The following is a 13,091-nucleotide window of genomic DNA, read 5'->3' on the forward strand; positions in this document are numbered from 1 at the left end:
CCATGCGTTCCACCGGCGCCGATATTCTGGTCGTGGACGACGAGGCGGACATCCGCGAACTGGTGTCCGGCCTTCTGGAGGACGAGGGCCACGCGGTCCGCGTGGCCTCCAACTCCGAAGAGGCTCTGGCGGGCATCCGCGCGCGCAAGCCTTCCCTGATCGTCCTCGACATCTGGATGCAGGGCGGCGGCATGGACGGGCTGGAGATGCTCGACATGGTCAAGGAGCTGGATGCCGACCTGCCGGTCGTCATGATGTCCGGCCACGGCAATATCGAGACGGCGGTCAGCGCCCTGAAACGCGGCGCCTATGACTTCATCGAGAAGCCGTTCAAGTCCGACCGTCTGGTGGTCGTGGTCGAGCGGGCGCTGGAGGCGGCGACGCTGAAACGCGAGAACCGCCGCCTGCGCGCCCAGACCATGACGCCGACGGGCCTGATCGGGCGGTCGGCGGCGGCCCAGGTTCTGCGCACCACCATCGCCAAGGTGGCGCCGGCCAACAGCCGGGTGCTGATCTCCGGTCCGCCGGGTTCCGGCAAGGAACTGGTCGCGCGTCAGATCCACGACGCCAGCCCGCGCGCCCGGGCCGAGTTCGTCGCCATCTCGGCGGCGGGCATGACGCCGGAGCGGCTGGATTCGGAACTGTTCGGCGAGGAAGGCCACGATGGCCGACCGCGCAAGATCGGTCTGTTCGAGCGCGCCCACGGCGGGACCCTCTATATTGACGACATTTCCGACATGCCGCGCGAGAGCCAGAGCCGTGTGCTGCGCGTTCTGGTCGAGCAGCGGTTCCGCCGCGTCGGCGGGGAACAGGATGTCCAGGTCGATGTGCGGGTGGTGACCTCCACCTCCAAGGACCTCAAGGCCGAGATTGTCGACGGACGGTTCCGCGAGGATCTGTTCCACCGGCTGAACGTCGTGCCGATCCGGGTCCCGGCCCTGGCCGAGCGGCGCGAGGATATCGGCGAGCTGGTCGAGTATTTCATCGACATTCTCGCGACATCCCAGGGTCTGCAACGCCGCCGTATCGGCGAGGACGCCATCGCCGTGCTGCAGGTCCACCCCTGGCCGGGCAATGTCCGCCAGCTGCGCAACAATGTCGAACGGCTGCTGATCCTCGCCACCGGCGATCCGACCGAGCCGATCACGGCCGAGATGCTGCCGCAGGAGGTGGCCTCGTCCGGGACGGGATCCGCCCTCGGCGCCGAGCGGATCATCGCCCTGCCGCTGCGCGAGGCCCGCGAGGTGTTCGAGCGGGAATATCTGGCGGCGCAAATCATGCGATTTGGCGGAAATATCTCGCGCACCGCCGCCTTTATCGGCATGGAACGGTCGGCCCTGCACAGGAAGCTGAAGTCGCTGGGCGTGTCGCCGTCGAGGGGCGGGGACGACGAAGAGGGAAGTCTGGACTGATGTCACGCGTCGCCTACGTCAACGGAGCCTATCAGGCGCACGGTCAGGCCGTGGTCCACATCGAGGACCGGGGGTTTCAGTTCGCCGACGGGGTCTATGAAGTCTGGGGCGTGTTCGACGGACGGCTGGCGGATTTCGACGGCCATATGACGCGGCTGCACCGCAGTCTGAACGAGCTGAAGATCGCCATCCCCATGAGCTCGGCGGCGTTGAAACAGGTGCTGGACGAAACCGTGCGGCGCAATCGCGTCCGCAATGGCATCGTCTATCTGCAGGTGACGCGCGGCACCGCCCCTCGCGATCATGCCTTCCCCCGGGACGTCGCGCCAAGCGTGGTGATCACGGCGAAGACCGTCGATACGGCGAAGGGCGAGGCATTGGCGGCAAAGGGCGCCGCCGGCGTGACCCAGCCGGACATCCGCTGGGGACGCTGCGATATCAAGACCGTGGGTCTGCTGGCCAATGTCCTGGCCAAGCAGGCCGCGCGCGAGCGGGGGGCCTATGAATGCCTGCTGGTCGACGAGATGGGGCTGATCACCGAGGGCTCCTCGACCAATGCCTGGATCGTCGACGAGAACGGCAAGCTGAGAACGCGCGACACCCAGGCCAACATCCTGCGCGGCGTGACGCGCACCAGATTGCTGGAAATCATCGCCGCCGAGGGCCTGGAACTGGACGAGCGTCCGTTCTCGGTCGACGAGGCGAAAAAGGCGAGAGAGCTGTTCGTGACCGCCGCCAGCACCTTTGTGATGCCGCTGGTCTCGCTGGATGGCGCAAAGATTGGCGACGGCAAGCCCGGTCCGCTGGCGACCCGTCTGCGCGCCGCCTATCTGGAACAGGCCGGACGCGACGCCATTTAGCGACGGCCACGGCCAAGGCTACGGTTGCGGCGCGGCGAGACTGGCGTCTAAGATGAGGCGTCGGGGCTCAACCCGGCCCTGCGGCGCTCCCCTTCGTCGCAGCGAAACAACAAAGAACAGGACAAACCTGCCATGTCGCAAGACAAGCGTCAGAACCTTCAGGACACCTTCCTCAACAGCGTCCGCAAGACCAAGACCCCGCTGACCATCTTTCTGGTGAACGGCGTCAAGCTGCAGGGCATTGTGACCTGGTTCGACAACTTCTGTGTGCTGTTGCGCCGCGACGGCCAGTCGCAACTGGTCTACAAGCACGCCATCTCCACCATCATGCCTTCGGCGCCCGTACAGCTGTACGAGCCGGAGGCCGACGAGGACTGAGCGTCGCGCCGGTCCGACCCAAAGGGACCCATTGACTTCAAAACTGATTGATCACGCCGTTCCGCTGATCCGGGCTATCGTTATTCACCCGGACGGGCGTAGCGAAAGCGATCGCGATGCCAACGAGCGGCTGGAAGAGGCCGTGGGTCTGGCCCGCGCGCTGGACCTTGACGTGCGCGCGTCAGAGGTCGTGCGCCTGCGCAAGACCACGCCCGCCACCCTGTTCGGCTCGGGCAAGGTGGAGGAACTGGCGGCCCTGGTGCGGGCGGCCGAGGCCGAGGCCGTCGTCATCGACGACCAGCTGACCCCCGTCCAGCAGCGCAATCTGGAAAAGGAATGGGACTGCAAGGTCATCGACCGCACCGGCCTGATCCTCGAAATTTTCGGCCGGCGTGCGCGGACCAGGGAGGGCCGGCTGCAGGTCGAACTGGCCCGGCTGGACTATGAGAAGTCGCGACTGGTGCGGACCTGGACCCACCTGGAGCGGCAGCGCGGCGGCACCGGCTCGACCGGCGGCCCCGGCGAGACCCAGATCGAACTGGACCGGCGCCTGATCGCCGACCGGATCGTGCGGCTGAAGGTCGAGCTGGAAGAGGTGCGCCGGACGCGGGGCCTGCACCGCAAACAGCGCCAGAAGGCGCCGTTCCCGACCATCGCCCTGGTCGGCTACACCAACGCCGGCAAGTCGACCCTGTTCAACCGGCTGACCGGCTCGGACGTGGTGGCCAAGGATCTGCTGTTCGCCACCCTCGACACCACCCAGCGCACCATCCGCCTGCCCCAGGGCCGGCCGGCGATCGTCGCCGATACCGTCGGATTCATCTCTGACCTGCCGCACGAACTGGTCGAGAGCTTCCGGGCGACCCTGGAAGAGGTGGGCGAGGCCGACCTGATCCTGCATGTCCGCGACATCGCCTCGGCCGATAGCGCGGCCCAGGCCAAGGATGTCGAAACCGTCCTGAAACAGATCCCGACGCCGGAGGGCAAGGTCCGCCGTGTTCTGGAAGTTTGGAACAAGATAGATGTTCTGGAAGCCGAGGCGCGTGAAGTTATAGACGGCCAGGTCCTGCGCCGTTCGGGCGAGGATCGCGCGGTCGCCGTGTCCGCCTGGACCGGGGAGGGGATCGAATCCCTGCGCGAGACCATCGCCGGTCTGATCGACGACGATCCCGAAGTCCGGATGACGCTTCAGCCGGCGGATGGCGAGGCTCTGGCCTGGCTCTACGCCCATGGCCGGGTCGTCGATCGGGCCGCCGAGTCTGACGGGCGGACCCGACTGGTCGTGCGACTGGCGCCCCAGGCCCTCGGACGCTTCGAGCGGCTGTATCCCGACACCGCCATCCTCGTCTGATCCCATGGCCCTGATCGAGACCGTCCTGTTCCTGCTGCTGGCCGTGGTGGTCTCGGGCGCCGTCGCGCGCGCCACCCGGATCGCCCTGCCGCTGGTCCAGATCGGCCTCGGCGCCCTGATCGTCCTGATCACCGGCCATACGATTGATCTCGAGCCCGACGTCTTCTTCCTGTTGTTCCTGCCGCCGCTGCTGTTCCTCGACGGCTGGCGCATTCCCAAGGAAGCGCTGTTCCGCGACCGGGCGGTGATCCTGGAACTGGCTCTGGGGCTTGTCCTGTTCACGGTGGTGGGCCTCGGCCTGCTGATCTGGTGGATGATCCCCGAGATGCCTCTGGCGGTGGCCTTCGCCCTCGCGGCCATCCTGTCGCCGACCGACCCGATCGCGGTTCAGGCCATTGCCGCCCGCGCGCCGATCCCGAAACGGCTGATGCACATTCTGGAAGCGGAATCGCTGCTGAATGATGCGACGGGCCTGACCTGTATGCGGATCGCCGTGGTCGCGGCGACCACCGGCGTCTTTTCCATGGGCGCGGCGATCGGGACCTTTGCCTGGCTGGCGGCCGCCGGCATAGCGGTCGGGGTGGCCGTCAGTTTCGGCATCAATCTCGCGCGCGGCATCGCCAATCGCAAATGGGGCGAGGACGTCGGCGCCCATATCCTGATCAGCCTGCTGACCCCCTTCGCGGCCTATCTGGCGGCGGAAGAGCTGCACGCCTCGGGCATTCTCGCGGCCGTGGCGGCGGGGGTGACCATGAGCTTCACCGAGCGCGGCGGCGCGCGAACCCAGTCGCTGGCCGTGACCCGGATCCGTCGCGCCGTGGTCTGGGACACGGTCCAGTTCGCCGCCAATGGCATGATCTTCGTCATTCTGGGCGAGCAGATGCCGTCGATCCTGTCGCGGGCCGCCGAGGTGGTGCGGGGCACAAGCCGGCCGGAGGTCTGGTGGCTGGCCGTCTATGTCTTCGGTATCGTGGCGGCTCTCGCGGCCCTGCGGTTCATCTGGGTCTGGACGTCGCTGAAGCTGACCCTTTATCGCCGCCGCCACCGCGAGCCGCCGCCGAAGGTCGGCCTGCGGCTGGTCATGGTCATGTCGCTGGCGGGGGTGCGGGGCGCGATTACGCTCGCCGGCATCCTGACGCTGCCGTTCGTCCTGGCGGACGGGACGCCGATGCCGTCGCGCAGTCTGGCCATCTTCCTGGCGGCCGGGGTGATCATCGTATCGCTGGTCGTGGCCACACTGGCTCTGCCGAGGCTGCTCAGGAACGTGGAACTGCCGCCGGAGCCCTCGCATCTGCAGGAGGAGGACCGGTCGAGAGTGGCGGCCGCCGTCGCCGCCCTGCGGGCCATCGACAACGCCTCGCACGACATGGCGGAGGGCAAGACCAATCCGGATCTCTACTCCGACGTGGCCTCACGCCTGATGGAGGTCTATCGACGCCGGATCGAGAACCGCACCCATGCCGAGGACGACGACGGCGAGCTGGTGCGCCAGATGGACGAGATCGAACAGCAGTTGCGGATCACCGGACTGGCTGCGGAGCGGGAGGAAATCGGCCGTCTGGCCCGCGACCGGAGCATTGACGAGGCCACGCACAAGAAGCTGATCCGCGAAATCGACCTGCAGGAGCTTCGATATAGCTGAGGCTGACGGATCGTCCGTAGGCTGAGACCCTGCCGCCACAGGCTGCGACGGTCTCGAATTTCTTAAGAATGCCGGATCGCGGTCCGATCCGGACCCTGATTCCGGCTGGCGGAGATCAATCTGTCGCCCAACCACTGGATCACAGTCATGTGGACCATCTGGCGGTCACGCTTGAACCCTGAGGCCGCGAGACCACATACTCCCCTGAACGCCGTCGGAATCGACGGGTCGTCTTGTCGGGTCGCTGCATGTTGCGGGGTCGGGCGGGACGACGGGCCGGAGATCTCCAATGGCCCGGGAGCCAGAGCCTATGACCGAGACCAAAACCCTGCCCGTGTTGCCGCTGAGGGACATCGTGGTGTTCCCGCACATGGTCGTGCCGCTGTTCGTCGGACGCGAGAAGTCCGTGCGCGCGCTGGACGAGATCATGAAGGGCGAGAAGCAGATCCTGCTCGCCACCCAGAAAAACTCCGTCGACGACGACCCGACGCCGGACGCCATCTATCCGGTCGGCGTGCTCGCTACGGTCCTGCAACTGCTGAAACTGCCTGACGGGACCGTGAAGGTGCTGGTCGAGGGCAAGGGCCGGGCGCGTCTGACGCGCTTCACCGACCGCGAGGAGTATTTCGAGGCCGAGGCCGTCGGCATCGACGATGAGCCCGGCGAGCCGGCCCAGTCCGAGGCCATGCTGCGCGCCGTGGTCGAGCAGTTCGAAAACTATGTGAAGCTGAACAAGAAGGTGCCGCCCGAGGCCCTCAGCTCCATTCCCCAGATCACCGATCCGTCGAAACTGGCCGACAGCGTCGCCGCCCACCTGTCGGTCAAGATCGCCGACAAACAGGCCTTGCTGGAGACCATCGACGTGCCGCGTCGTCTTGAAGCCGTCTACGGCCTGATGGAAGGCGAAATCTCGGTGCTTCAGGTCGAGAAGAAGATCCGTTCGCGCGTCAAACGCCAGATGGAGAAGACCCAGCGCGAATACTATCTGAACGAGCAGATGAAGGCGATCCAGCGCGAGCTGGGCGAGACCGACGACAGCCGTGACGAGATCATGGACCTGGAGAAGCGTATCCGTAAGGCGCGCCTGTCCAAGGAAGCGCGCACCAAGGCCGAGGCCGAGGTCAAGAAGCTGCGCAACATGAGCCCGATGTCGGCCGAGTCGACCGTGGTGCGGAACTACCTGGACTGGCTGCTGTCGATCCCCTGGGGCAAGACCAAACAGAAGCCCATTGATCTCGACAAGGCCGAATCGATCCTTGAGGAGGATCACTACGGCCTCGAGAAGGTCAAGGAACGGATCATCGAGTATCTGGCGGTGCAGGCGCGCACCAACAGCCTCAAGGGCCCGATCCTTTGCCTCGTCGGCCCTCCGGGCGTCGGCAAGACTTCTCTGGCCAAATCCATCGCCAAGGCGACGGGACGTGAATACGTCCGCATGTCGCTCGGCGGGATGCGCGACGAGGCCGAGATCCGCGGCCACCGCCGGACCTATATCGGCTCCATGCCGGGCAAGATCATCCAGTCGATGAAGAAGGTGAAGACCACCAACGCCTTCATCCTGCTGGACGAGATCGACAAACTGGGCGCCGACTGGCGCGGCGACCCGTCCTCGGCCCTGCTCGAGGTGCTGGATCCGGCCCAGAACAATGCGTTCGGCGACCACTATCTGGAGGTCGACTACGACCTGTCGAACGTCATGTTCGTGACCACGGCCAACAGCCTGAACATGCCCCAGCCCCTGATGGACCGGATGGAGATCATCCGGGTCAGCGGCTACACCGAGGACGAGAAGGTCGAGATCGCAAAACGCCACGTCCTGCCCAAGGTCAAGACGGACAACGGGCTGAAGGCCGGTGAGCTGGAGGTGCCGGAAGACACCCTGCGCGACCTCATCCGCTACTATACCCGCGAAGCCGGCGTACGCTCGCTGGAGAGGGGCCTGAGCGGACTGGCGCGCAAGGCCGTGCGGGAGATGTCGAAGACCGGCGTCGCCGCCATCACCGTCGATGCGGCCAAGCTCGCCGAGTATGCGGGCGTCCAGAAGTACCGCTTCGGGGAGACCGAGGAGGAGGATCAGGTCGGCATCGTCACCGGCCTGGCCTGGACCGAGTTCGGGGGCGAGATCCTGACCATCGAGGCGATCAAGATGCCGGGGCGCGGCCGTATGACGGTCACCGGCAATCTGAAGGACGTGATGAAGGAGTCGATCTCGGCCGCGGCCTCCTATGTCCGGGCCAGGGCGCTCAGCATCGGGGTCAAGCCTCCGATGTTCGAGAAGACCGACATCCACGTGCACGTGCCCGATGGCGCCACGCCCAAGGACGGTCCCTCGGCCGGCGTGGCCATGACGGTGGCCATGGTCTCGGTCCTGACCGGCATTCCGATACGCAAGGACATCGCCATGACCGGGGAGATCACCCTGCGTGGCCGCGTCACCGCCATCGGCGGCCTGAAGGAGAAGCTGCTGGCGGCCCTGCGCTCCGGCATCAAGACGGTGCTGATCCCGCAGGAGAACGAGAAGGACCTGGCCGACGTCCCGGACAATGTGAAGTCGGCGCTGGAGATCGTGCCCATCTCTACGGCTGACGAGGCCCTGAAATGGGCCCTGACGGGCACCCTGACGCCGGTCGAATGGGACGAGGTCGCCGAACCCCTGACGCCGGCCGCGCCGCCTGCTGCGGGCGATGCGGGGGCCGTCGTCAGCCACTGACGGCCGGTCGGAACGAAGACGGCCCGGGCGCGATCCCGGGTCGTTGTCGTTTGCCATCTGAACACGGGACTTGAACCCGGGGGCCGGGGAGGGCAAAACCCGCCTCCGTGGTGAGGGCGGCTAGCTCAGCTGGTCAGAGCATCTCGTTTACACCGAGAGGGTCGGCGGTTCGAACCCGTCGCCGCCTACCACTCCAGACCGCAAAAAAGGCCGCCGGAGCGATCCGGCGGCCTTTGTGATTTGATCGGTGTTTGACGGATCAGAATTTGAAGCTGGCCCGCAGCAGCAGGGTGTAGCGGATGTAGTCCTCGAGCTTTTCAGCATCACCGGTGATGGACAGCATGCCGAGCTGGTTGCCGACCGACAGGCGGAAGCCGGCGATCAGACCGCCGCCCTCGACGGCCCGGGGCGTCAGGCGGAAGTCCGGGCCGCTGCCGTTGACGAACCGGCCGATCGTTTCGCCGGCATCGACCGATATGTTCTGGCGCCAGCCCAGACGGACCTCGGGGCGGATCCAGCCATCGGTGCCGAGGCCGTAGCCGAGGTTGACGGCCGCCACGGTGGAAAAGATGTGGCCCTTGCGATCGTCGATCTCGAGATCGAAACCATTGCCTCCGCCGGTCTCGACCCGGGCGTCCTCGTTCAGGCCGAAATACTCGGCATAGACCTCGGGACGGATATTGAGCCGGCCGAAATTCCGCTCGTAGGAGGCGCCGCCGGCCAGGGCCAGGGTGAAGCCGCTCCATTCCGAGGTGTTGTTGAGATAGAGGCCCTCGCCGACCAGTGATCGGGTGGCGTCGAAGGAGGCGTAGCCGCCCGCTGCCCGCGCCCAGGTCGTCCAGTTCTGGCCCTGGGCGCGCCAGTAGAGGCCCAGTTCGATCAGGTTGGACGACAGGACCTCCTCGGCCTCGGCTTCCGGGTCCTGGATGTCTGACGAGGTAAAGGCCACCGAGACGCCGAGCGCGCCAAAACCGGTGCCGCGCTCGATGCCGCCGGCCACGCCGAAGCCTTCCGAACGGAAGCCATAGGTGTCGGTCTTGTCCTTGTCGGCGTAGAAGTTGATTTCCTGCACCCAGGCGCTGGTCTCACCGACGCCGGCGGAGGCGTTGCGGCCCGTCAGGGCGCGGGTGACGGCGTCGACCCCGCTGGCCAGGGACATCAGGGGGCCGCCGGAATGGTCCGGCAGCATCTGCTCATACAGGTTGAAGAAGCCGTCGCGGTTGGTCTGACCAAGGAAGGCCGACAACAGGGTGCTGTTGGCGTTGACGCCCGAATAGAAGGCGTCGAACGCCGAGGCCTCGACAGAGATCATCCCCGCCTCGGCGGCCGTCCGGCGCCGCGCATCGACGTAGATCTCGCCGGCGGCGAGGTCCGTTCCGGAGCTCACCACATAAAGGAACGGCGAATTCTCCACCAGGGCGGTCTGGTCCAGAACCCCCACCGTCAGGGTGTCGGCGTCGACCAGGGTGAAGCGACGCGGCCCGGTGAGCAGCGAGGTGAACCGCACGCCCAGTCCGGCGCCCGTCGCCAGGTTCGCTGCGCCATTGACCTTGAATCCGCCTGAGGTCGAACCCGCGGGATCGAAGGCCACCAGAAGGTTGCCGTCGGCCCCGACGTTGAGACCGGTAACCGCAAGCTGTGTCGTCTGGCGCGCCTCAAGGGTTCCGTTCGACACATTGATGTCCAGCCGGCCATCGGTGTCTGAAACCGCCCCCCGCACATATCCGCCGCCGGAAATCTGCAGTCGGTCCGCGCCGGCTCCGAAGGCGATATCGCTGACCACCACGCCGTTCTGGATATCGACCAGGTCCGCGCCGGAGCCGAGCTGGATTGCGCCGAATATTGCCGGCTCCTCGGAGTTGACGATCCCGTCCTTGTCGTCGTCGTCCTCCTTGTTGTCCGCACTGCTCGGAATGCCCGTCTGGCGGACTGTCAAACCGGTCGTATTCGCGCGGGCGTCTATGGCCGTCGAAGATCCGGTGATGGCGTCCCCGGCGGCATTGGGGGTCAGATTGGCCTGAATGAGACCATTGTTCGTGATGGACGTCAGGGTGCCGCTCAGATCGCGGATGGCCGTCAGGTCGCCGACGCCGCCGGATGCCGTGGTCAGCAAGGAGCCGTTGTTGACGATGGAGCCCAGGCTGGCGCCGGCCTCGATCACTACCGAACTGACTTGCGAGGTGGTCTTGGCGGCGGCCCCCGCCGTGATGAAGCCGCTGTTGAACAGGGTCGGGGTGCTGGCCCCCGCAGCGATCCGAAGACCGGTCGCGCTGCCGCCATTGGACAGGGCGGCGATGGAGCCTTCGTTGCGTATCCCGCCATTGACGGAGACCGCCTGACCGCCGGCTACGCCGAACCGGGCGCCCGTGGCCGATATCCCGTCATAGACGCCGGAGCCCGCGACCGTTCCGCGATTGATAAAGCCGTAGGCATTGTCGCCGGTCCCGGCCACGCCAAGCGTGATTGCACGCGTCGCCGATCCGACCTGGACCGCTGCCGCGCTGCCGTAGGTGTTGATCGCCGCAGTGCCTTCCGACGTGTCCGGGCGCCCATCGCCGTCGACATCGGAGTTGGTCGTGCTTGCGGTGGGTGCGCTGTCCAGAACTAACCCGCCCCCGACATTGCCGGCGACGCTGACCCCTGAGCCGCCTTGCAACAGGTCGTCAGCATCCAGCTTGGCGACAAAGGCGTCGCTGCCCAGGCTGGTGTAGCGATATCCGCTGGACGAGACGGAGCCCTGAACCGTCAGGCGGCCCGAAATGTCGCCTGTCGTCGCTATGGCCGTGGCGTCCTGGCCGTTGGCCGCCACCGAACCGTCGATGCCGACATTGCCGGTCACTGCGCCCGCCACGCTGATGGCCGTCGAGCGATCGCCGAAGGTCGAAATCGTTCCGTAGGAGGCCAGGTTTCCGATCAGCGGCGCATCGACGGCCACGCCAAAGGAATCATTACCGTCGACGCGAATGGTCCCGGCCGATTCGATCAGGACGTTGCCCGTCACCGGGGCTGCGCCGGCCAGACGGACCCCGTATCGGTTGGACCCGTTGGCCCACGGACCGTCCAGGTCGCCGTCGCTGTCACTGTCGGGATAGGTGTCGAGGTCGTCGACGACCGTGATGCTGCCAGAAACGGTGAGGTTGGTGGTGGTCCCGCCGTTGACGAGAATCCCGGTGGCCCCGTTTGCCGAATTCGCCATGGTTATGGTGCTGCCCGAATCCAGCACCACGGTGTTGTTGGAGTTCACAGTGATCGCCGCGCCCGAGGTCACAGAAATCGCCCCCCCGCTGGACAGCCGGATATTGTCGGCGGCCGTTCCGGTGGCGTTGGAGGTCTGGATCGGCGTGGCGCGCGAGTTGGACACGACCACCTCGGCCTGGACGCCGGTTGCGACCATCAGGGGGCCGAGCGCCGCAGCGGTCGCGAGCAGTTTACGCATTCGATCAAACAATCCCTGTGGACAGGCAGGCGCACGGATGCGGCGACCCTCTAACAGGGGCCGCGCGGGCCTGCCTCAAGTTTCTCGAATTTGAGGCGAATGCAAGGCCGAAGACGCGGCATTCGGCAGGACGACGGTTGACGAAGGCCTGTCGTTGCAATACCGGTTTGATATCATTTTGGTGTCAAAACTGCGGGGAGGCGAAATGACCCAGTCGAAATCCCAGGAGCGCCAGGCGCGGACCGCCAACGGGGTCCTGATGCTCCTGATCGGCATCGGCCTGATGATCGGGGGGGCAGTCCTTGCGGCCCGGAATCCCGGCTCAGCCGTCGCCGTCGTGGCGGGCGTGGGCCTTGCGAGCGTCGGCCTTGTTCTGGTGTGCGGCCTGTATTCGCTGCAGCCGAACGAGGCGATGGCGATCCTGCTGTTCGGCGACTATCGGGGCACTGACCGCCACACCGGCCTGCGCTGGGTCCTGCCCTGGTACAGCCGCAAGAAGATCTCCTTGCGCGCCCGCAACGTCACCAGCGACAAGCTCAAGGTCAACGACAGGCGGGGCAATCCGGTCGAGATCGCGGCCAACGTCGTCTGGCGGGTGCAGGATTCGGCGCAGGCGCTGTTCGACGTCGATGACTATCAGGCCTTTGTGAACATCCAGATCGACACCGGCCTGCGCGATATCGCCTCCCACTATGCCTATGACCACGGCGAGCAGGTGGACGGCGTCGATCAGGAACTGACCCTGCGCGCCGACGCAGAGGATGTGGCCGCCCGCCTTCGCGACGAACTGGCCAAGCGGGTGGGGGCGGCCGGAATCGCTGTGGATGAGGCCCGGCTGGCGCATCTGGCCTATGCGCCGGAAATTGCCGGCGCCATGTTGCGCCGCCAGCAGGCCGAGGCCGTCCTGTCGGCCCGCCGCATGATCGTGCGCGGGGCGGTCAGTATGGTCGAAAGCGCCCTTCATGATCTGAATGAGCGCGGGGTGGTGGATCTGGACGAGGACCGGAAGGCGGCCATGGTGTCCAACCTTCTGGTGGTGCTGTGCGCCGACCGTGAGGCCCAGCCTGTGGTCAATACCGGGACGCTTTACGGCTGATGGCGGGACGGCCGCGCAAGCCTTTCCTGATGCGGGCCTCGCCGGGGGTGATGGCGGCGGTCGAACGTCTGGCGGCCGCCGAACTGCGCTCTGTAAATGCCCAGGTGGAGGTCTTGCTGCGCGAGGCCCTGATACGGCGGGGGCTGGTTGTCATGGAGATCAGGCCGGACAATGATAGCGCTTGAGCTTGGCCGCAGCCGGGTCTA

Annotated in this window: 9 protein-coding genes and 1 tRNA gene; 9 read left to right on the forward strand and 1 reads right to left on the reverse strand. The window is 66.2% G+C overall.

Going from position 1 to position 13,091, the window contains the following annotated elements; genetic code table 11:
- Nucleotides 1-2 precede the first annotated feature (2 nt).
- The 7 genes from ntrX (at nucleotide 3) to ACW17W_RS07790 (ending at nucleotide 8,544) form a co-directional block, all read left to right on the forward strand.
- A complete protein-coding gene (gene ntrX, locus ACW17W_RS07760) occupies nucleotides 3-1,412 on the forward strand; it encodes a nitrogen assimilation response regulator NtrX (protein ID WP_492080179.1) in 1,410 nt (469 codons plus the stop codon).
- Entirely contained in the window at nucleotides 1,412-2,272 is an 861-nt protein-coding gene (locus tag ACW17W_RS07765) for a D-amino-acid transaminase (protein WP_492080180.1), read from the forward strand. The genes ntrX and ACW17W_RS07765 overlap by 1 nt, the downstream gene beginning before the upstream one ends.
- Before the next feature lie 132 nt (nucleotides 2,273-2,404).
- A complete protein-coding gene (hfq, locus tag ACW17W_RS07770) occupies nucleotides 2,405-2,650 on the forward strand; it encodes an RNA chaperone Hfq (protein ID WP_013269198.1) in 246 nt (81 codons plus the stop codon).
- A gap of 31 nt (nucleotides 2,651-2,681) precedes the next feature.
- Nucleotides 2,682-4,001: a GTPase HflX gene (gene hflX, locus ACW17W_RS07775; protein ID WP_492080181.1), complete on the forward strand. Its 1,320-nt coding sequence runs from the start codon at nucleotides 2,682-2,684 to the stop codon at nucleotides 3,999-4,001.
- Nucleotides 4,002-4,005: 4 nt separating this feature from the next.
- The gene (locus ACW17W_RS07780) at nucleotides 4,006-5,643 is read left to right on the forward strand and encodes a Na+/H+ antiporter (RefSeq protein ID WP_492080182.1); all 1,638 of its coding nucleotides are present in this window, start codon (nucleotides 4,006-4,008) and stop codon (nucleotides 5,641-5,643) included.
- Nucleotides 5,644-5,953: 310 nt separating this feature from the next.
- Nucleotides 5,954-8,353 (forward strand): endopeptidase La, encoded by a 2,400-nt coding sequence (gene lon / locus ACW17W_RS07785; protein ID WP_492080183.1) that lies wholly within the window; start codon nucleotides 5,954-5,956, stop codon nucleotides 8,351-8,353.
- A 114-nt stretch (nucleotides 8,354-8,467) separates the two neighbouring features.
- Nucleotides 8,468-8,544 (forward strand) — tRNA-Val (locus tag ACW17W_RS07790).
- 68 nt (nucleotides 8,545-8,612) lie between these two features.
- Here the strand turns inward: ACW17W_RS07790 and ACW17W_RS07795 are convergent.
- A complete protein-coding gene (locus tag ACW17W_RS07795) occupies nucleotides 8,613-11,789 on the reverse strand; it encodes an autotransporter outer membrane beta-barrel domain-containing protein (protein ID WP_492080184.1) in 3,177 nt (1,058 codons plus the stop codon).
- A gap of 205 nt (nucleotides 11,790-11,994) precedes the next feature.
- Here ACW17W_RS07795 and ACW17W_RS07800 point away from each other — a divergent pair, with 205 nt between their 5' ends.
- Both ACW17W_RS07800 and ACW17W_RS07805 read left to right on the forward strand, forming a co-directional pair.
- On the forward strand, nucleotides 11,995-12,885 hold the full coding sequence (locus tag ACW17W_RS07800) for an SPFH domain-containing protein (RefSeq protein WP_492080185.1): 891 nt from the start codon (nucleotides 11,995-11,997) through the stop codon (nucleotides 12,883-12,885).
- A complete protein-coding gene (locus ACW17W_RS07805) occupies nucleotides 12,885-13,070 on the forward strand; it encodes a type II toxin-antitoxin system antitoxin (protein ID WP_492080186.1) in 186 nt (61 codons plus the stop codon). The genes ACW17W_RS07800 and ACW17W_RS07805 overlap by 1 nt, the downstream gene beginning before the upstream one ends.
- Nucleotides 13,071-13,091: the final 21 nt, after the last annotated feature.

It is taken from the genome of Brevundimonas sp. FV1ye29L (assembly GCF_058681095.1).

What these genes read in the sequence shown, in the direction of transcription:
- ntrX (WP_492080179.1), top strand. Translation starts at nt 3, where the DNA reads ATGCGTTCCACCGGCGCCGATATTCTGGTCGTGGACGACGAGGCGGAC.
- ACW17W_RS07765 (WP_492080180.1), top strand. Translation starts at nt 1,412, where the DNA reads ATGTCACGCGTCGCCTACGTCAACGGAGCCTATCAGGCGCACGGTCAG.
- hfq (WP_013269198.1), top strand. Translation starts at nt 2,405, where the DNA reads ATGTCGCAAGACAAGCGTCAGAACCTTCAGGACACCTTCCTCAACAGC.
- ACW17W_RS07780 (WP_492080182.1), top strand. Translation starts at nt 4,006, where the DNA reads ATGGCCCTGATCGAGACCGTCCTGTTCCTGCTGCTGGCCGTGGTGGTC.
- lon (WP_492080183.1), top strand. Translation starts at nt 5,954, where the DNA reads ATGACCGAGACCAAAACCCTGCCCGTGTTGCCGCTGAGGGACATCGTG.
- ACW17W_RS07795 (WP_492080184.1), bottom strand. Translation starts at nt 11,789, where the DNA reads ATGCGTAAACTGCTCGCGACCGCTGCGGCGCTCGGCCCCCTGATGGTC.
- ACW17W_RS07800 (WP_492080185.1), top strand. Translation starts at nt 11,995, where the DNA reads ATGACCCAGTCGAAATCCCAGGAGCGCCAGGCGCGGACCGCCAACGGG.
- ACW17W_RS07805 (WP_492080186.1), top strand. Translation starts at nt 12,885, where the DNA reads ATGGCGGGACGGCCGCGCAAGCCTTTCCTGATGCGGGCCTCGCCGGGG.